The sequence below is a fragment of the Bacillus sp. FSL K6-2431 genome, from assembly GCF_038005165.1.
Lineage (GTDB): Bacteria > Bacillota > Bacilli > Bacillales > Bacillaceae > Bacillus > Bacillus pumilus.
In genome coordinates, this window is sequence record NZ_JBBOSQ010000001.1 from 2,539,820 (window position 1) to 2,558,568 (window position 18,749).

Genomic DNA, 18,749 nt, shown 5'->3' on the forward strand with positions numbered 1-18,749 from the left:
CGTCATATTAGACAAAAAAGATGAAGGTGATAAAAGATGCTGAAAGAATTTAGAGAATTTGCAGTCAAGGGAAATGTCATTGACTTGGCTGTAGGTGTCATCATTGGGGGAGCATTTGGCAAAATTGTCACTTCTCTTGTGAATGATTTGATCATGCCGCTCGTCGGTATTATTATTGGCGGACATGATTTTAGCGGTCTATCTATTAAGATCGGATCTGCGCAAATTTTATATGGAAGCTTCATACAAACAGTGATTGATTTCTTGATTATCTCGTTTTCCATTTTTATCTTTATTCGTTATTTGAATAAATTAAAACGGAAAAAGGTAGAGGAAGAAGAGGTTGTAGAAACGCCGGATCAAACGGAAGTTTTACTAACTGAAATTAGAGATCTCTTGAAACATCAAAGCCAATCGAAAGATGTGCAATAGAAAAAGAGCGGCTAACCCCGCTCTCAGCGTGTAGGCAAACCCTCGCATTCGTTGTCAGGTCTGTGCTTCGGTGCTCGCCCTTTCTAGACTGCAAAGGTTTTCTATCACGCTGAAAGGAAGACAAAGGGCTAAAATAAGATTCATTTTAGCCCTTTGTCAACTATCTAAGAGCGGCTAATCCCGCTCTTTTTATGTGTTTTGTTTAAATGCATCCAGCAGTTTTTCTCCGGAAAGCCCCTCTTTGACGAGGTCTTTAAGTACTTCTTCGGTTTCTGTTCTGTAACGATTTGTAATCATCTTACCATCGAGCAGCACAGAAATGTTTTCTTCTAAAGCAACAATGTTTTTGACTTGGACAGATAGATGAACAGGGCGGTTGTTTTCTTTTGTGATCGTTACTAGAATCTTCACTTCAGTGTGCTGCTGAAAGAGCACCTCAAACACCTGTCTATGTTTCTTTGGAATGAGTGCTTCGATCATCCAGTGATTTTCACCATCTTCTTTATTAATGATTAAACCGTCACGAAGGGGAATGCTGGACATTTTATCTTGCTTTGGATCAAGTTCGATTTTTAAATCAATCAGCCTAAAGGTTTTCATTTTTTGCACCTCACAAGCGTTCATTATTCGTAAGTAACATTATAGCATACAACATCTGTATAAATGAAACCGCTGCCTGCTTAAAGCGAGCTGCATATGAGTGAAAGGAGATGTTTTATGGAGTCTTATCAATTGCGAAACATACATATTGGCGAGGAGAAGGCAAAGAGCAAAATGCGCGTTTATTCGTGGGGAGACATTCTTTCATTTTGTGATGTGTACATGGAAGAAGGCGAGTCACTCACGTTTCAATACGTCACCGAGGATCAAATGGACTACTTTGAATTTCAATTGTCGATTCATGACGGGCAGCTTTGTTTTTATTGGTTTGCGTGGGACGGATCTGATTATATTCACATGCCTTCTAGTAATTGGATTCATTCAGATGTTTTTTATCAATTTATGAAAAATAAGTTTTTCATCAAACAAAACAAGATGATGTTTTATACTCAAGCGGTAAAAAGCAGAAATTAAAGAGGAAATAGAGAATTTGAGGGGGAATTTTGTCATTTTCATGTTTTGTCATATACAACATTTCTCGGTAGACTAAGGGCAGTTGAAAGGAAAGGAGGTACGGTCTGAATCAAAAGGTAACGTCTAGCATCTGACAGCCCCCTCTAGCTAAAGCTGATAGACGCTGCCTTGAGCATAAGAACACTGCGTAATAGAACCATCGCTTCTTTGTATAGGTCATGTGTCCCCTTAAATCCCCTTGTGTGTATCCGGTCATGTAGCGTGGCTGGGTACCCTTTTATTCAATGATAAACCGATCACCTCTTGATGATGGATTTTATCAGCGGTATGATAGCCAAAATGGAGACAAAAAGGAGAGAACGATGACAAACATTCAATTGATTGCAACGGATTTAGACGGAACGTTATTGAATAGTGAACACAAAGTGAGTCAGGAAAATGAGCAGGCATTAAAGGAAGCAGCGGCGAATGGATTGGAAGTTGTCGTTTCTACAGGAAGAGCGTATTTTGATGTGAGGTCTATTTTTGATGAGCTTGGGATGAATACATGGGTGATTAGTGCCAATGGAGCTGTGATTCATGATCCGGCTGGACAAGTATATCATTCAGTTGCTTTACAAGAAGAAAAGGCCAAACGCATATTGTCGTGGCTTGAAGAACGTGATTATTATTATGAAGTTTTTACAAACGAAGCCATTTTCACACCGAATCGTGGTAGAGAGCTTCTTGCGATTGAAATGGATCGCTTAAAAAGTGCAAATCCAGAAGCGGACCTGAGTGTTTTAAAACAAGCGGCAGAAGTGCAATACAGTCAGTCGGGTTTTTCTTATATTGATACATATAAAGAGTTGTTTCGTGAGGATCGAAAGCTTTCATTCTACAACATCTTAGGTTTCTCTTTCTTTGAAGACAGATTGAAGGCAGGATGGAATATGTTTGGTGATGATTCAGATGTCACAATGGTCAGTTCAGCCGATCATAACTTTGAAATTGGTGCTAAGGATGCATCTAAAGGCCAGGCATTAACAAGGCTGGCAGAACGACTTGGTGTTCCTTTAAGACAGACAGCGGCTGTAGGAGACAGTTTAAATGACGAATCGATGCTTCGAGCAGCTGGTGTTGGGGTTGCGATGGGCAATGCGAGACAGGATATGAAAGAAATCGCTGATCATGTCACGTTAACAAATGATGAACATGGTGTGGCGTATATGATTCGACACCTGTTGAAATAGATGCATCGGATGTCGTTGTATAAATCACATAGGATAAAGCGCATTCTACAAAAGAGTAATTCAGAACTACTTCTATTTACACATCATGTGGAACATCATATAATTTAATTATGAACATAACCCGCTTGTAAGGAAATTAAGGAGAGTAAACGAATGGCGCTGGAATCTTATAAGTCCGAAAATCTGCATTTAATCAAGGAAGCCTTAGACTATACTCAGGTTGGCCTGACGGTGACGGACCCGTCTTTACCTGATAATCCTTTAATATATGTGAACAAGGGCTTTTTAGATATGACAGGCTATCAAGAACCCGAAGTATTGGGGAAGAATTGTCGTTTCCTTCAAGGAAATGAAACAGAGCAAATTGCTCTCCAACAAATTAGAACAGCTATTGAGAACAAAGAGGCTGTCACTGTTCAGCTGAAAAATTATAAAAAATCTGGACAGATGTTTTGGAATGAGTTAAGTGTAGCTCCTCTTTGGATTGACGAAAATGAAGGGAAACGTCTTTATTTCGTTGGTCTGCAAAAGGATGTCACGAAAGAGAAGGAACAGCAGGAGCTTCTTGAGCAATCAATTGATGAAGTGCTGAACATTTCCGTTCCCATTGTTCCTGTGAAAGATGGTATTTCTGTGTTACCGATCATTGGTACGTTAACAGCGCCAAGATTTGATAAGATTATCTCCACAGTCTCCACCTATATCTCTCAATCCAAGGACGATTATTTTATTGTCGATCTGTCTGGTTTATTAGAAGTCGATTCATTTGTGGCAGATGCGATCTTTAAGCTGAACGATTTGATTTTAATGACAGGTACGGAACTCATCGTGACAGGAATTAAACCGAATCTTGCGATGAAAATGGGAGAAATGAGAGAAGACTTCCGTGAATTGAATACGTATATGAACGTTAAATCTGCATTGAAAAAACTGCACATTTAACCTATGTTCATATGAAATGAAAAAAGAGGACTTTTCATCATGTTTGAGAAAAGTCCTCTTTTTGCTTGGATTAAGATGATTGAGCGGCGGCACTTAATGTGAATAAATCTTCTAGTTCGTTTGTCGATAGCTCTGTAATCCAGCTTTCACTTTGGATAATTTGATCATTTAACGTTTGCTTTGTTTCGAGCATTTGATCGATTTTTTCTTCAATCGTGCCCGTTGTGATCATCTTATGGACGTGAACAAATCGTTTTTGTCCGATCCGATAAGCACGGTCGGTCGCTTGGTTTTCCACAGCAGGATTCCACCATCTGTCGTAGTGAATGACATGGTTTGCGGCGGTTAGGTTAAGTCCTGTTCCTCCTGCTTTTAAAGAGAGAATTAAGATGTTGAATTCTTTCTTCTGGAAGCGGTCCACCATTTTATCCCGTTCCTGTTTGGACAGACTGCCATTTAAAAATTGAACTGGTTCTCCAAACATTTTTTCCGCCAGTTGCTTGATCATGTTCCCCATTCCAATATACTGCGTAAAAATGAGGCAGCTTTCTCCTTGCTCATGTATTGCTTTTAACAGCTCTGCGAGTTTATCCATTTTTAATGAACGTTTCAGCAGTTTCACATCGGTTCCACTCTCTTTTAAATAGAGAGCCGGGTGATCGCAAATCTGTTTGAGTCTGCCGAGCATACTTAAAATAATGGCTTTCCGCTGCATTCCTGTTAACGAAGCCATGTGTTCGAATGTATCTTTCACGAGCTGTTCATATAAAGAAGCCTGCTCAGCAGATAGCGGAATGAATTCTTTTTCTTCGAGTTTCTCAGGCAGGTTCAGGGCGACCTCTTCATCTTGCTTTGTTCGTCTTAATAGGAAAGGCTTAATCAGCTGCTGCAGCTGTTCAATTCTTTTTTCATCACGATCTTTTTCAATCGGCAGAACGAATTTCTTATGAAAGCTCGTCAGGCTGCCGAGATATCCTTTGTTGACGAAGTCAAAAATGGACCAAAGCTCTGTTAAACGGTTTTCCATAGGTGTCCCGCTAAGGGCAATGTGATGCTGCCCTTTGAGCTGTCTGATCGCTCTCGATTGTTTCGTATGGGCATTCTTAATGTTTTGGGCTTCGTCTAAACAAATCGTATCCCACTTTGCTGACGTTAATTCATCACGATCAGAATGTGAGAGTCCATAAGACGTCAGGACAATATCTGTTGACTCGTATGCCTTTGTAAAGTGTTCCCCTTGAGGACGCGATGGCCCGTAATGCAAGGCAACATTCAAATGTGGTGCGAAGGTTTCAAGCTCTCGCTGCCAGTTTCCTAAAACAGAGGTCGGCGCAATGATAAGAGATGGAGCGGCATTTTGCTCCTGCTCCTTTAAATATGTGAAATACGCAATCATTTGAATCGTTTTTCCAAGACCCATATCGTCTGCTAAACAAGCCCCAAATCCATGAGATCTTAAGAATAACAGCCAGTTGACACCATGCTGCTGATACGGCCTGAGTGTGCCTTTGAAGGACTCACTCATTTCGTAGGAAGGCAGCTCATGCGTCTCATTTAACTGATGGACAAGCCCTCTTAATTGAGACGAAAGTTCAAATTGAATATGTGCAAATGCTGAGCTGTCTAGCAGCTCTGGAATCGATTCAGAGGATGCTTCTTGATCTGCCAGTTCACGTGACAAAATATCAGACATGTGCAGCCCTTCATTTTCGGCACGCTCCATCCATTTTTTCATTTGCTGGATGAAGGTTGGATCGATTTTGATCCATTGTCCACGAATATTGACAAGGCGCCGTTTACTTTGGACAAGCTCGTTGAACTCATCTTCTGTCAGCTCGATGCCGTTTGTAGCGAAGCGCCAATTAAAGTCCATCAAGGCATCCATTCCGACATGCGACTCGCCTCTCGGGGTAGAGGAAATCCTTGCTTTTAGCATCATGGTGCTTTCTTTGACAATTTGCCACCACGATGGGAGCAGGATCTCAATGCCCATATTCACAAGTGTTTCACTTGCTTCAGATAGGAAGAGCCATGCTTCGTCTTCTGACATGAGCGTGGTGCCAGATGTGAAAGAAAGCCAAGGGACAATTTGACCGAATCGTTCCAGCTCTCTTGAGATTTTATCTTGATACGGATGCCAAGACCTTTTCAATGAACGGATGCCTTCAAAAAAGTGAAGGTCGCTGTTTTTCTTATCACGCAAAAACAATTCGATTTTCCAATCATCTCCGTCGAAATCCGGTTCATTTAAACGCAAGCCGACAGTGAAAGGTGTGTCGTCATCAATCCAGCCAATCGTTTCCAAGAAATCCTGCTCATCTAAAAAATGTCCTTGGAAGGATGAGAGCGCAGGCGATTGTTCTGTCATCCGGTTCCATTTGTGCTGTAAGGCATCATCATATTGAATATAATCCTGTACGGCAAAGGAGAACCAATCAGCCGTATAGCCATCTAATAGTCCTTCTTTGTCTTTAAAACGAAGCACACCTTTTGTCCATGCCTCGTAATCGGGAATGAAATCTTCATCCTCAATGAATTCATAAATGGTGGAGGCGGTCTTCATCAGTGGTTCCGTTTCATCGGTTAGTGTCACATGACTAAAGGTATTAAACGAATTTTTTCCTAGCAGTTCGACGGTCATCCAAGGGCTTAGCAGGAAGGCAGGTGTGCCAATAAAGCTCACATCTTCTAAAAATGTTCCGTAAAAAGACGATTCGTGCCATTGGAAAAGCTGCCTCTTCATTTCATTAAGCGGAACAGGGTGTCCGTCCTCTGCTTGCGCTGAAATGGTGAAAGAGAAATCTTCTGTTTGTTCTGCATGAATGACAATTTGTTTATGGCGTGTCATCAATTAATTTTCCTTTCTTCATTTCCTCTTGGAACGCACGCAGCCGTTTCGTTGAATCCTGTAGCTGCTTTACATATCTTTCCCAAATCGCAGTTTTTTTCGTTTTATGATAAAGCGTGCGCAGTTTTTTTAGCATTTTCACAGATTCTCGGTAAGCACTTCGATTCTTTTGATCGAGAAGCTGTGAGATTTCACGGTGATATGATGGAATGAGCGCTTCAGGCTCCTCTTTTGCAATTTGTTTGATCAGATCCTTCTCCAGTTCACTGATGGAGAAACCAACAAGGCTGTGAATCTCAATCCATTCTGCATAACGCTGTTGTGCATATAATAGCTGACTATATTCAGTAAACGCATAGGGCATGCAAATCTGGAGGTAGCGTTCATATAAATGATGATCCTTCGTCTGCTTAAAGTATGCGTCTAAATAAAAGAAGAAATCACTGACGGCTCCTCGCAGTTCTCTGTAGGAAAGGTCGAGCTGGCAATATTCCTCTAAAATATAGGTGATCTCATGATACCAGAGCTTGAGCCGCTTCCAGTCCTTGCGGTTTGTCAGATCCTTCAGCCAATTGAGCACATTTGGCAGCATATCTGCATTGAGCAGCTTTAATTGCTGAAAGAGGCTATCGTCTTCTTTCATTAAATAATCCATGTGCATCAATCCGATGGTACGTTCAACCGTTTGTTCTTGCTTCTGAGCGTTCCTTAGTAATTCTGTTTCTTTTTTAACCCATTTCCCTCTATTTAATATGGTGCCCCAAATCTCCATAAAGACCGCTACTCGTTCATGCTGGAAAGGTCCGTTTATTTGAAGAAGTGTCCGAACGGCAGTTGGTGTGTTTTCAAGAAACGGATCGAGGGAAAAGGAAAGGGCGTATGTCTTCAAGTGATCCACTGAATCGAAAATGGTGTTCATAAGCTGTTCGACATATGGATTCATGGAATAAAAGTCCTTCTCGGCATCAAGCTGGCCAAGGTCGATTAATTCATGAATCCTTAACCACACATCGATTGACGTATGAATCGCATACAAACTCTTGAATTCAGGAGAATGAGGTGCGTGTTTTTTTAGGATCGATAAATAGCCGTAATACAAATGCTGCGGTGTTTGCTGATGCTTTGGTGTCCGTTTCAGCCAGAGGTTAAATTCCTCTTGGAAAAAATTCAGCCAGCTTTGGAGTGATTGTTCGTCTGGGCGCTTCACTTGGAAGTGCTGGCGAATCAATTCTTTGCTGCGCTGTAATTCATCCTTTGCTGACCAATTTTCTGTAAATCCAGTCACACTCTCCACTTGAGCGTATAGCGAAAAGAAGACAGCGAGAATGTGTTTACAAAGTCCATCTGCCGGACATGAGCAGCTGCTTCTCACAGGAAACAGCACATGAAGATGGACTCTTGCTGCCACAACATCATGTACATAAGCTGACCATTCCGTATCAGATTCTTGCTTGAGACGATATACACTGTCCTGTCTATAAGTAATCAATGCTTTTTTGATGAGTTGTTTGTTTTCATCTGTTGCAGGAAGAAGTTCTTTGATCTGTTCGGCTGTTTGTTTGATTTCTTCCTCGTTGATGTTGTGCTGAAGCATTTGATCCGCTCCTAACCAAGTAAAAGATTCCAATTCTTTTATTATAGCTCAATGGTGATTTATAAAAAAGTTTTTCATGAAAATGGTCATAAATTTCAAAAGCTGTCGAATGATGTATTAGAGTATTGCATAAACCAACCTTACAGCATATAATAATGAAATTAGTGGAATCGAAAGGATACAGACATGGATAATAAGGGTTTGAATCAAGAAGAGTTTTTAAAAATTTTGATGTACGCTCATGATATTGGTGAGAATTCAAATGATGTCACCACAAAAGAAATGCTTGAAAATCTGATTGCTCATATTCGAAATGGTCTTGTTTCATAAAAGTGACCCCCTGCTGGTGATGGCAGGGGGTTTTTGTATGCTTTTATGAATGGAACGAAAGCTCCCGGCATACGATGTCATTACAAGCATAAGGCGTATGGGGAGCTGATGGTGTCATGAATATTGCAATTGCAGGCTGTGGATATGTGGGATTGGTCACAGGTGTGTGTTTAGCGGAGGCAGGGCACAATGTGGCGTGTATTGATATTGACCGGAGAAAGGTCATGCAGCTGAAACAGGGACATCCACCAATGTATGAGCCAGGATTAAAAGAACTGCTGAAACGCAATCTTGAGCAAGGACGAATTCAATTTCACATAAATGGAGCGGCAGCCTACCCGCGGGCAGATGTGTTAATGATTGCGGTTGGCACCCCGCAGCAGGCAGATGGCCAAGCTGATTTACAATATGTGTTTCAATCCGCAAAGGAGATGGGTACAAAAGCGAAATCAGGTGCGGTTCTTGTGGTGAAAAGTACGGTGCCTGTTGGAACGGGTGATCAAATCGAACAGATGATCCATCAAGAATTAGGACGGAATGAGCCATTATCGATTGCATCTAACCCAGAGTTTTTACGAGAAGGCTCTGCCATTTCAGATACATTGAGGGCAGATCGGCTTGTTATTGGGGCTGAAACAAAAGCTGTATTAGACCGGCTCGAGGAGATGTATGCTCATTTCCACCTGCCAGTGGTCAAGACAGACCGAAAAAGTGCAGAAATGATCAAGTATGCATCAAATGCTTTCCTTGCGACCAAAATCAGCTTTATGAATGAGATTGCCTCCATTTGTGAAAAAACAGGTGCTGATGTTGAATGGGTGGCGCAGGGAATGGGGCTCGATCAGCGGATTGGTTCTTCATTTCTCAAGGCGGGGATTGGCTACGGAGGTTCTTGTTTTCCAAAGGATACAAATGCACTTGTCCAAATCGCAGGGCATGTGTCGCATGATTTTGAGCTGTTAAAGGCTGTTATCAAAGTAAACAATGAGCAGCGAGCCGGTTTTATCCGAAGTATTCAGGAGAGACTGGGATCAAATCTTGAAGGAAAGCGAATTGCACTTCTTGGCCTTGCTTTTAAACCGAATACAGACGATATGAGGGAGGCGCCGTCGGTTCCAATTGCTCATGAACTCCATCAATTAAGCGCGGAGCTTGTGGCGTATGATCCTGTTGCCGCACGCCATGCCGCTCGTGAGCTACCTGAAAAAGTCGTGTTTGCTCATACGATTGAAGAAGCGCTAAAGGATGTCCATGCAGCTTGTATATTAACAGAGTGGACAGAAATTCAGACGTTCCCGCTCACGTCCTACAAGGAATGGATGAGACAGCCGCTTATTTTCGATGGACGCAACTGCCATACGCTTGAAGCGGCAGAACAAGCAGGAGTCGAGTATCATTCGATTGGGCGCAGACCAGTTTCTCCAATATATATGTAAAAGAAAACCGATAACAGGTCATGTTATCGGTTTTAGCGTGTAGACAAACCCTCGCATTCGTTGTCAGACCTGCGCGCTGGTGCTCACGAATGTCAAATTCGCTCTGCTCCAGTGCTCGCTCTTTCTAGACTTCAAAGGTTTTCTATCACGCTGAAAGGAAGACAAATGGCTAAAATAAAATTCATTTTAGCCATTTGTCAACAATTTGTAACCGATAACAGGTCATGTTATCGGTTTTTTTAATGCGGCAGAATGAATCCGCCATATAAAAAGGCAGCCACAATGAGAAAGGCGGGGTGCATTTTGAATTTAGTCATAAAGAAAAAGGAGATCGCAGCAATGGCGAGCGACTGCGTCCAGCCAATGGCTTTCACTGCATCTCCGCCAATTTCCCATGTTAATAAAAGCATCATCATCGCAATGACAGGCTGGACGGATAAGGTCATGCCTTTGACGACAGGGGATTGGCGAAAACGGTCAATCAGCTTGAGCAATAAAATCAATCCAATGGCTGATGGCAGTACAGTTGCAAGCAGTGCCACGATAAAGCCTGGCCAGCCCATGACGTCATAGCCGACATATGCCGCGATTTTCGTCGCAATTGGTCCTGGCAGTGCATTGGCTAAAGCAAGCATATTGGAAAATCCTTCGTTCGTCATCCAATGAAAATGGTTGACGATTTCTTCATAATTCAGCGGGATGGATGCAGGTCCTCCGCCATATCCTAATAGATTGGACAAGAAGAATGCCCAGAATAAAAAGAAAATCAGCATCATGAAGACACTCCTTTCTCTTTATTTGGTCGATTCCAGCGTTGTTTCAGTTTGAAATGAAAAGCGCCATAGCATAAAAAGATGATAACAATGATTCCTGGATGAATGGACAGCACCTGTAGCCCGATAAAGGCAAGCAGGAACAGAGCGATCCCGAAGATCATTCCGAAGCCTTTCAGCGTTTTTTGTCCAAACTCGTATGCCATGATCCCGAGCAGGACGGCAATAACTGGTGTCACGGCGCCAATCATATTTTGAATGATTTGTGAGGAGCTTAAGACGCTGACAAGTGTGACGAGTGCCACCATGGCGAGGCATGTCGGTAAAATATGAGCAGCTGTCGCAACAATTGCGCCAGATACGCCCTTCAATCGATAGCCGAGATATGCCGACATTTTGGTCGCGATCGGACCTGGTAATGCGTTGGCGATGGCGAGTGTTTCTCCAAACTCGTCATCATTGACCCATTGATATTTCACCACCGCTTCATGGCGAATGAGTGGTATGACGGAAGGACCTCCGCCAAAACCGAGAATACCGGTTCGCACCATAGCGATGATGAGTTCGATATATGATTGCAAGTGCTTCAACTCCTGTCTACAATTTCATGCCCATTCGGCTTTTGTATCGTTTAATGAGCATTTGGCAGTCCACACTCACGACGCCTTCTAGCGGGTACAGTTTTTTTGTCAGGAATGTCTCCATTTCCTGTTCATTTTGAAAAATGCCATGCATATGCAGCTTGCTTGGCCCTGTCATGTGATAAAGACTTGTGACAGCTGTTTCCTGCTCAAGCTGAAGGGCGACTGCTTCTAAAAATTTCGGCTCCACTTCTACATTAAAGAAGACAGAAACATGAATGCCGATCTTAGCAGGATTGATGACCGTTGTGAATCGTTCAATGACGCCTGCTTCAATGAGCTGCTGTATACGGGCTTGTACAGCAACACGTGAAAGACCGACTTGTTTCCCGAGATCTGTATAGGACATACGCCCGTCCTCGTGTAATATGGATAAAATTTGTTTATCTCGTTTATCTAATGTTAAGTTCGGAATGCTATAGTCGTTTGACACCGTATGACCACCTTTCTTCTGTTGATATTTTAACATATTTCATTACGAATAGAATGAGTGAATTTGAATTTACTAACGAAATGAAATGTAATGAAGTGATAAGTATTCTTTTTGTATAAAAAAACACCCCGGAATCACCGGGATGTCTTTATTTTATTGATCTGGACTGCTTTCTGCACTGGTAATTTGTTGTGCGAGGTCAGCTCGATCAATGTCTGCTTGGAAGAATTCTTGCGTATTTGGCAAGTGTAAATTCATATGACGTTTTTGAGAAATTCGGATGGTCACTTGATCAACAGTGTAATCAAAAACGTGTCCGCCGACGCTTCGATCGTCATCAATGAAATGAAGATGATATCCACTCACTGCAATACCATGTGCGTACTGCGGTGTACGGAAACCGGCGATCGTTCCTTGAATATCCTCGAAATCGAAGATGGGCTGTGACTTGACTGCTTCCACCATCGGAACGTAAGGTTTTTCCTGTTTTTCGACCGTACGTGTTTGCACCTTTTTGAATGATCCATCAATGCGGATTGCATAAAACACATTCTTACTTGGTAAAATGCGGTCAATTTCTTCTTCTAGCTCTTTGCTCGTCATGGCTGCATCAATTCGATGAACGATATCTGTTTCAAAGAATGCTAAAGAGCAGAAGGGTGAATAGTCTTGATTGGTAACCGGTGTCGCTGTTCCATCCGAGCGCAGTCGGTAGAATGCGCCATCAAAGCCGATCAGCTCTCCATCTAATTGATTGAATGTACCAATACCGAAATCACCGTGCTCGGGAATTTGTGAAAGGGAGAAATCTCCATCATATACGGCTTCCAGCAAAGAGGTCATCGTCGATACTTGATAGACCTCTTGCTGTTTGTCATGTTGTCTTGTGTCGCTGTGTTGATTCATTGGGTGCATCATACCCATATCCGCTCACTCCTTTGGTGTAATGTATGGACATCTTATCAGACGTTCAATGTGTGTTTTTCACGAAAGACTTCTGGCCATTTTTGACTGGCGAGGTCTGGGTTGTCTTGATAGTCAATCGGAATATCAATAATAACGGGTCCTTCTATGTTTATACCCTTTTGTAGGACAGTTGAAAGCTCTTCAGGTGAGTTAACCCGTAATCCAGTCGCTCCAAAGCTTTCCGCATATTTCACTAAGTCGATCTGTCCGAATTCAACGCAGGATGTGCGATCATATTTCATTTCCTGCTGAAATGCCACCATGTCGTATGTGCTGTCATTCCAAACAAGGTGAACGAGGTTTGTTTTCATGCGGACGGCTGTTTCTAGCTCCATTGCAGAGAAGAGAAAACCGCCATCACCAGAGACCGAAATGATCTTTTCATCTGGATTCAATATGGAAGCCGCAATGGCCCATGGTAAGGCGACGCCTAATGTTTGCATTCCGTTGCTCACAAGGAATGTGTTCGGCTCATAGACGCGGAAGTGACGCGACATCCAAATCGCGTGAGACCCGATATCACAGGTGACCTTCGTGTTATCAGGAATCAGGCGTCTTAATGTATGAATGACATCCAGCGGGTGAGATAGATGACTTTCTCTTTCTGGTGCTTTTTCAATGTCGCTTAACAGCTCCTGTAATTCAGTGACGAATTCAATTTGTTCTTTGCATAGAGAAAGTGGAACACTGTCATGGGCTAGATGTTTAACGGTTTTAGCTATATTGCCGACAAGCTCAAGCGCTGGCTCATAAAAATGATCAATATCTGCCTGCATGTCATCGACATGGATGATCTGTCGCTGCTTCGGCTGAATATTCCAATGCTTCGGATCATATTCAATTGGATCAAAGCCGATGGTTAAAAGGACATCTGCTTGTTCAATGAGAAGATCCCCCGGCTGATTTCTGAATAAACCGATTCTGCCTACATATTGAGACTCGAGCTCTCTTGAGAGAACCCCGGCTCCTTGGTACGTTTCGACAAATGGAATTCCAAGTGTTTTCAATAATGTTCTTGTAGCCTTTGCAGCAGCTGGACGACTTGCTTTCATTCCCACAATGGCAACAGGTAAGTGTGCATTTTGAATTTTGGCGATAGCCGAGCTGATGAGAGCATCCGGTGCAGGACCTAGTTCTGGAGAAGGGTGAGCAGACACTGGTGTTTGTGTGGTGTGTTCTGTCACGACATCTTGTGGAAAGCTGATAAATGCTGCTCCAGCCTGCCCCTTTTGTGCCGCGCGAAAAGCATTTGTTAAGGCTTCGGGTATATTATGAACGTCTTGTACTTCAACACTGTATTTTGTGACTGGTTTGAATAATGCCGCATTGTCGAGTGATTGATGTGTTCGTTTTAGCCGATCTGCACGAATGACGTTTCCCGCGATTGCGACAACAGGGTCACCTTCTGTATTGGCTGTTAATAGACCTGTTGCTAAATTAGATGCGCCAGGACCTGATGTGACGAGACAAACACCTGGTTTGCCGGTTAAGCGGCCGACAGCAGCTGCCATAAAGGCGGCGTTTTGTTCGTGTCTGCATAGGACAAGCTCTGGACCTCTGTCTTTTAATACATCAAATACGGCGTCAATTTTGGCACCTGGAATTGCAAAAACATGGGTCACACCTTGAGCAATCAGCGTATCAACAATCAATTCTGCTCCTCGTCTTGTTAGGGGTTGTGCTTGAGAATTCATTTACCCCGCACTCCTTTCGGCAAGTAAAATTTTTTATGAAAATATATTTTCATGATATGATTTACTATACATTTCAAAATGGAAAATTTCCAATATCTGTTTAACGTGGTTTTAATATGTTTCACGAATAAGTGTGCGAGGAGTGAAAGGATGGAACTGAGACATTTGCAGTACTTTGTCACAGTAGCGGAGGAGCTGCATTTTGGCAGAGCAGCCGCACGGTTGAATATGACACAGCCGCCACTTAGTCAGCAAATTAAGCAGTTTGAAGAAGAATTGGGGTTTCCTTTGTTTCACCGGTCGAAGCGAGTGGTGGAGCTAACAGCTGCTGGAAAGGTCTTTTTACATGAGGTGCGTGGTGTGCTGCATCAGCTTGATAAAGCCGTTGATCATGCCCGGCATACAGCAAGAGGAGAGCTGGGAAAAATCATCATAGGGTTTGTTGGAACAGCGACGTATGATATTCTGCCGCCAGTTGTACGCGAATTCAGAGAGCTGTATCCCTCTGTCAGTATTGAGCTGGAGCAGCTTTCTGTTCCGCATCAGCTAGGAGCGCTTTTAAATGGGGAGATTGATATCGGTTTTTTACATCCTACATCTCCTCATGAAGAACTGGTCAGCCGTTTGATGAAGCAAAGTGAATGTATTTTTGCGATTCCAAAAAATCATCCGCTGGCGAAAAAAGAGGCGGTCACGATCGAAGATATCCGTCATGAACCGATTATTTCTTTATCAAAGGAATCATGGCCGTCCCTTTATCAGCACTTTATCCTGCTATGTGAAAAATACGGATTTTGTCCAAATATCGTGCAGGAAGCAGCGGAATACCAAATGGTCATTGGCCTTGTCACAGCTGGTATCGGCATTGCGGTCATTCCGAAATCAGCCCGGCGTTTATTTAATCTAGATGTTGTGTATCGGTCCATTGAAGGTGAACAGCTTCTGGCAGAATGGACGATTTCCTATAGAAGAGAAAATCATAATCCTGCTTTATTTCATCTTGTCCACCATATCCTGCATCGCACCGAGCCTGAATCAGAGGCATAGAAAAAGAGGTATGGTATGATGTCGATACACCAAAAGGAGGCGTGTCTGAATTGATTACGTTGCAAATGGATCAGCTATCAAGAAAAGAAGCATATAAATTATTATCGGGCTCTATTGTTCCACGACCGATTGCGTTTATTACAAGTCTGTCTAAAGACGATGTTGTCAATGCCGCACCATTTAGTTTCTTTAATGTCATCAGCGGACACCCGCCACTTATTGCGGTTTCTATTGGACGACGAGAAGGTCAGATGAAAGATACAGCGCAGCATATCATCGACAGGGAAGAGTTTGTTGTCCATGTAAGCGATGAAGGCATGATAGAAGATATTAATGAAACAGCTGCTACGTTGCCGCAGGAGGAGAGTGAGCTGGATCGAACCGGTCTTCATCAAGTAAAAAGCCATGTCGTTTCAGTTCCGGGGATCAAGGAAGCGCGCATTCGTTTCGAATGTCAGCTGGAAAAGCATCTCACCTTTCAAAATGATGAAGGAGAAATCACGGTCGATCATATCATTGGCCGGGTTGTATGTGCACATTTAGATGAGTCAGTTTATGATGCGGAAAAAGGCTATGTTTCTACTAATGAACTGAAGCCAGTCGCACGTTTAGCGGGAAATGATTATGCCCATTTAGGCACGTCATTTGTGCTGAAAAGACCACAGTAATAGGAAGAACCCCCGATTTCCCTCGGGGGTTCTTCCTATTATTCTTTTGTTCTAATTTTAAGAAATAACCGGTTGATTTGCTGCAACGTATAATTAGAAAACCAGTCCTGTGAATTATATCTATTATATAAACAAGTCACAATTTTATGGAAATTTCTCATTGAATAAAAGGATATATTTCTCGACAAAAGATCAATCCTGACTAAGGTCAGGGTGATACAGTGAAAATATTAATTTAAACAGATTTATCACAGAAATGGGAAGGTGACAGTCAAAAGATTTGAATAGCACCGTCGTCATACCAAGAGAAATGAGGAATAATGGGTGGTATGTTCTGTAAAATAAATTAAAATTTTAATGACTCGAAAAGATTTGGTGGCTAATAATGAAAACTCTAAATTTGTTATAAAATCCGTTATATTCCTTCATTGTATAAATTATAATAATTTAAATTAAATAGACTTTATAATGTAAATATGTAAATTTAGGGTTTTTTTTGATACATATATATGGTATTATAAATTTTGGTATTGCTAGTCATCAAAATTTATAGAAAAGGTGTTGTGAAAGTTGAAAAAATCAAGTATATTTTCCGTGGTAATGTTAGTATTATTTTCTTTTGCAATGGTTGTACCGACATTTGCGAAAACTAATTATTATGATTTCACGATGGAATATAGAGCTGTGAATGGAGCTGATAAAAAAAGATTTTATGAACTAAATAAAGGGCCAGCTAAAATTTCTGGAGAGCAATGGGAATTATCTAAATTGCCAAATGCTAATGGGCCTAATACGGTATATTATGAATTGAGAAATAAGTCGACAGGAAAGGACTATGGTACAGTTACTTCTAGACCTAGATCCGATGGAAAAGTTAATAAGGTCTCTGGTAAATATACAGGAATTGGTGGAGGAAATAAATATTATTTGTTTATTTATAAAATAGAAAGAGACGGCAGAACTATTACAGGTAAAGGTAAAGTATCTAATTAATAAAACAGAAGAGAATTTGTTTATAAATTCTCTTCTGTTTTATTTACTAGGAGAGCTACATTATGATTATATTTTTTGAAGGTTGGATACTCTATAGTTTTTTATTTATATATTTAGCTTTTGCAGTCTTACTCAAAATTAAGTATAAGAAAAGTTATACATATTTATTTTTCTTTTCAATCATGACTTTTTATGTATATCATGTTATAAATTTAACTCAATTCCCAATTACTATTGATGACACTCAAAGGGAGAATTTCAAAGAAGTATTCGGTGAAAAAAATAATATTTTAGTAGAAATGAATTTAATTCCTTTTAGTGAAGGTGTTAGTTTAGCCAGTCTTTATAATGTATTCATGACGATACCTTTAGGTTTTGGTTTGCCATTTCTAATTAAGGCAACATTTAAAAAGATATTTTCAGTAGGTTTGTTAGTTGGCATACTATTTGAAAGTTTTCAATTGATTGTTGGATTATATGCGGGTTATTCCTTTAGAGTGGTAGATATCGATGATATAATTTATAACCTTTTAGGCACAATAATTGGATATGTATTCGTGTTTAAACTATTTATATTGTTTTTCAAACTAATATTGAATAAATTTGAAATAGATTTCAATCCAATTATCAGTCATATTTATGAAGCTGGCCAGCCATTAAAAAATAAGGCTGCAGATAAATAGAAAACCCCCGAGGGAAATCGGGGGTTTTCTGTTTATTTCTTCTGTTCTAGTTTCAGTGGAGCTGCGATGTTCTTTTCTACCTTTTTCCCTTTTAAGACGTCGCTTGCAGCACCGACTGCCAGTTTTCCGATCAGCTCTGGCTGCTGGGCGACTGTGGCAGATAGTTTTCCTGCTTTGATCGAGTTGAGTGCATCTTCGTTTCCGTCAAAGCCAACGACGAGAATGTCTTTTCCAGAGCTTTGAATCGCCTCTAGTGCGCCAAGCGCCATTTCATCATTGTGGGCAAAAACGGCTTTGATGTCAGGGTTTCCTTGAAGGAGGTTTTCCATGACGTTCAACCCTTTTGTTCGGTCGAAGTCAGCCGCTTGTTTTGCTGTCACTTTTAGATCTTTATCTGCTATTTGATGGAATCCTTTTCCGCGCTCACGTGTAGCGGAAGCGCCTGGTACACCTTCTAATTCAGCGACTTTAGCGCCTTTTCCAACCTTGTCGATAATAAAGTTGGCTGCCATTTCGCCGCCTTTGACGTTATCTGAAGCAACCAGTGCTTCTACTTTACCGCTTTCAGCTGAACGGTCTAATGTGATGACAGGAATATCTGAAGCATTCGCTGATTCAACAGCAGTTGAGATGGCAGACGAGTCCGCTGGGTTGATAAGCAATGCGTCGACCCCTTGCTGAATTAAATCTTCTACGTCACTTGTTTGTTTTGCTGAATCATTTTGAGCATCTGCAATGACGACTTCGATGCCAAGCTTTTTCGCTTCTTTCGTCACCCCGTTTTTAAGAGAAACGAAGAATGGATTGTTTAAGGTCGAGATCGAGAGACCGATTTTGATGTCTTTTTTCTTCCCATCTTTTGTTGATTTGGCCCACTCTGGCGGTTCTAGCGAGCAGGCAGAAAGCATGAACAATGAGAGAGTCAGAATGAGAATGAGAAATTTTTTCATAGCAGCTGCCTCC

General features: G+C 41.6%; 19 protein-coding genes. 10 read left to right on the forward strand and 9 right to left on the reverse strand.

Translation table 11 applies throughout. The annotated features are described in order from the left end of the window. Positions 1-36 precede the first annotated feature (36 nt). Positions 37-432, forward strand: coding sequence for a large conductance mechanosensitive channel protein MscL (gene mscL / locus MHH40_RS12705; protein ID WP_003215139.1), 396 nt, complete (start codon positions 37-39; stop codon positions 430-432). Positions 433-621: 189 nt separating this feature from the next. Here the strand turns inward: mscL and MHH40_RS12710 are convergent, their stop codons facing one another. Beyond that, positions 622-1,032, reverse strand: coding sequence for a YwpF-like family protein (locus tag MHH40_RS12710; protein WP_003215215.1), 411 nt, complete (start codon positions 1,030-1,032; stop codon positions 622-624). A 117-nt stretch (positions 1,033-1,149) separates the two neighbouring features. Here MHH40_RS12710 and MHH40_RS12715 point away from each other — a divergent pair, with 117 nt between their 5' ends. The 3 genes from MHH40_RS12715 (at position 1,150) to MHH40_RS12725 (ending at position 3,680) form a co-directional block, all read left to right on the forward strand. Further along, positions 1,150-1,506: a hypothetical protein gene (locus MHH40_RS12715; protein WP_050944417.1), complete on the forward strand. Its 357-nt coding sequence runs from the start codon at positions 1,150-1,152 to the stop codon at positions 1,504-1,506. 371 nt (positions 1,507-1,877) lie between these two features. After that, positions 1,878-2,738 (forward strand): Cof-type HAD-IIB family hydrolase, encoded by an 861-nt coding sequence (locus tag MHH40_RS12720; RefSeq protein ID WP_050944703.1) that lies wholly within the window; start codon positions 1,878-1,880, stop codon positions 2,736-2,738. Positions 2,739-2,891: 153 nt separating this feature from the next. Beyond that, a complete protein-coding gene (locus MHH40_RS12725; RefSeq protein WP_003214597.1) occupies positions 2,892-3,680 on the forward strand; it encodes a PAS domain-containing protein in 789 nt (262 codons plus the stop codon). 70 nt (positions 3,681-3,750) lie between these two features. Here MHH40_RS12725 and MHH40_RS12730 read toward each other — a convergent pair whose 3' ends face one another. Next, complete coding sequence (locus tag MHH40_RS12730) at positions 3,751-6,528, reverse strand: DEAD/DEAH box helicase (protein ID WP_050944416.1); 2,778 nt, start codon at positions 6,526-6,528, stop codon at positions 3,751-3,753. Then, a complete protein-coding gene (locus tag MHH40_RS12735) occupies positions 6,515-8,122 on the reverse strand; it encodes an SWIM zinc finger family protein (RefSeq protein ID WP_050944415.1) in 1,608 nt (535 codons plus the stop codon). Before MHH40_RS12735 ends, MHH40_RS12730 begins: the two co-directional genes overlap by 14 nt. 186 nt (positions 8,123-8,308) lie before the next feature. Between MHH40_RS12735 and MHH40_RS12740 the strand changes: the two genes are divergently transcribed. Further along, a complete protein-coding gene (locus MHH40_RS12740; RefSeq protein WP_003214884.1) occupies positions 8,309-8,452 on the forward strand; it encodes a hypothetical protein in 144 nt (47 codons plus the stop codon). A gap of 116 nt (positions 8,453-8,568) precedes the next feature. After that, the gene (locus tag MHH40_RS12745; RefSeq protein WP_050944414.1) at positions 8,569-9,888 is read left to right on the forward strand and encodes a UDP-glucose dehydrogenase family protein; all 1,320 of its coding nucleotides are present in this window, start codon (positions 8,569-8,571) and stop codon (positions 9,886-9,888) included. Between the two features lie 239 nt (positions 9,889-10,127). On the opposite strand, the gene MHH40_RS12750 is transcribed toward MHH40_RS12745, so the two are convergent. The 5 genes from MHH40_RS12750 to alsS all read right to left on the reverse strand — a co-directional run bounded on the left by MHH40_RS12750 (position 10,128) and on the right by alsS (position 14,395). After that, entirely contained in the window at positions 10,128-10,661 is a 534-nt protein-coding gene (locus tag MHH40_RS12750) for a chromate transporter (RefSeq protein ID WP_034620321.1), read from the reverse strand. Continuing rightward, positions 10,661-11,242, reverse strand: coding sequence for a chromate transporter (locus MHH40_RS12755; RefSeq protein ID WP_003214813.1), 582 nt, complete (start codon positions 11,240-11,242; stop codon positions 10,661-10,663). Before MHH40_RS12755 ends, MHH40_RS12750 begins: the two co-directional genes overlap by 1 nt. A gap of 16 nt (positions 11,243-11,258) precedes the next feature. After that, the gene (locus MHH40_RS12760; protein WP_050944413.1) at positions 11,259-11,735 is read right to left on the reverse strand and encodes an Lrp/AsnC family transcriptional regulator; all 477 of its coding nucleotides are present in this window, start codon (positions 11,733-11,735) and stop codon (positions 11,259-11,261) included. Positions 11,736-11,888: 153 nt separating this feature from the next. Then, the gene (budA, locus tag MHH40_RS12765) at positions 11,889-12,659 is read right to left on the reverse strand and encodes an acetolactate decarboxylase (RefSeq protein WP_050944412.1); all 771 of its coding nucleotides are present in this window, start codon (positions 12,657-12,659) and stop codon (positions 11,889-11,891) included. A gap of 38 nt (positions 12,660-12,697) precedes the next feature. Then, positions 12,698-14,395: an acetolactate synthase AlsS gene (gene alsS, locus MHH40_RS12770; RefSeq protein ID WP_050944411.1), complete on the reverse strand. Its 1,698-nt coding sequence runs from the start codon at positions 14,393-14,395 to the stop codon at positions 12,698-12,700. Between the two features lie 150 nt (positions 14,396-14,545). Between alsS and alsR the strand changes: the two genes are divergently transcribed. The 4 genes from alsR (at position 14,546) to MHH40_RS12790 (ending at position 17,786) form a co-directional block, all read left to right on the forward strand. Continuing rightward, on the forward strand, positions 14,546-15,442 hold the full coding sequence (alsR, locus tag MHH40_RS12775; RefSeq protein WP_050944410.1) for an acetoin biosynthesis transcriptional regulator AlsR: 897 nt from the start codon (positions 14,546-14,548) through the stop codon (positions 15,440-15,442). Between the two features lie 65 nt (positions 15,443-15,507). Beyond that, a complete protein-coding gene (locus tag MHH40_RS12780) occupies positions 15,508-16,110 on the forward strand; it encodes a flavin reductase family protein (RefSeq protein WP_050944702.1) in 603 nt (200 codons plus the stop codon). Positions 16,111-16,680: 570 nt separating this feature from the next. Further along, positions 16,681-17,103 carry a hypothetical protein gene (locus MHH40_RS12785; RefSeq protein ID WP_050944409.1) on the forward strand — a complete coding sequence of 141 codons (423 nt, stop codon included), beginning with the start codon at positions 16,681-16,683 and terminating at the stop codon, positions 17,101-17,103. Between the two features lie 62 nt (positions 17,104-17,165). Further along, on the forward strand, positions 17,166-17,786 hold the full coding sequence (locus tag MHH40_RS12790) for a VanZ family protein (RefSeq protein WP_050944408.1): 621 nt from the start codon (positions 17,166-17,168) through the stop codon (positions 17,784-17,786). 32 nt (positions 17,787-17,818) lie between these two features. Here MHH40_RS12790 and rbsB read toward each other — a convergent pair whose 3' ends face one another. Next, the gene (rbsB, locus tag MHH40_RS12795) at positions 17,819-18,736 is read right to left on the reverse strand and encodes a ribose ABC transporter substrate-binding protein RbsB (protein WP_050944407.1); all 918 of its coding nucleotides are present in this window, start codon (positions 18,734-18,736) and stop codon (positions 17,819-17,821) included. Positions 18,737-18,749: the final 13 nt, after the last annotated feature.

Bases quoted from the DNA above. Each gene is read 5' to 3' on its own strand.
- MHH40_RS12750 (WP_034620321.1), bottom strand. From the start codon at position 10,661: ATGCTGATTTTCTTTTTATTCTGGGCATTCTTCTTGTCCAATCTATTA.
- rbsB (WP_050944407.1), bottom strand. From the start codon at position 18,736: ATGAAAAAATTTCTCATTCTCATTCTGACTCTCTCATTGTTCATGCTT.
- MHH40_RS12740 (WP_003214884.1), top strand. From the start codon at position 8,309: ATGGATAATAAGGGTTTGAATCAAGAAGAGTTTTTAAAAATTTTGATG.
- alsR (WP_050944410.1), top strand. From the start codon at position 14,546: ATGGAACTGAGACATTTGCAGTACTTTGTCACAGTAGCGGAGGAGCTG.
- mscL (WP_003215139.1), top strand. From the start codon at position 37: ATGCTGAAAGAATTTAGAGAATTTGCAGTCAAGGGAAATGTCATTGAC.
- alsS (WP_050944411.1), bottom strand. From the start codon at position 14,395: ATGAATTCTCAAGCACAACCCCTAACAAGACGAGGAGCAGAATTGATT.
- budA (WP_050944412.1), bottom strand. From the start codon at position 12,659: ATGGGTATGATGCACCCAATGAATCAACACAGCGACACAAGACAACAT.
- MHH40_RS12780 (WP_050944702.1), top strand. From the start codon at position 15,508: ATGGATCAGCTATCAAGAAAAGAAGCATATAAATTATTATCGGGCTCT.
- MHH40_RS12725 (WP_003214597.1), top strand. From the start codon at position 2,892: ATGGCGCTGGAATCTTATAAGTCCGAAAATCTGCATTTAATCAAGGAA.
- MHH40_RS12745 (WP_050944414.1), top strand. From the start codon at position 8,569: ATGAATATTGCAATTGCAGGCTGTGGATATGTGGGATTGGTCACAGGT.
- MHH40_RS12730 (WP_050944416.1), bottom strand. From the start codon at position 6,528: ATGACACGCCATAAACAAATTGTCATTCATGCAGAACAAACAGAAGAT.
- MHH40_RS12715 (WP_050944417.1), top strand. From the start codon at position 1,150: ATGGAGTCTTATCAATTGCGAAACATACATATTGGCGAGGAGAAGGCA.
- MHH40_RS12790 (WP_050944408.1), top strand. From the start codon at position 17,166: ATGATTATATTTTTTGAAGGTTGGATACTCTATAGTTTTTTATTTATA.
- MHH40_RS12735 (WP_050944415.1), bottom strand. From the start codon at position 8,122: ATGCTTCAGCACAACATCAACGAGGAAGAAATCAAACAAACAGCCGAA.
- MHH40_RS12710 (WP_003215215.1), bottom strand. From the start codon at position 1,032: ATGAAAACCTTTAGGCTGATTGATTTAAAAATCGAACTTGATCCAAAG.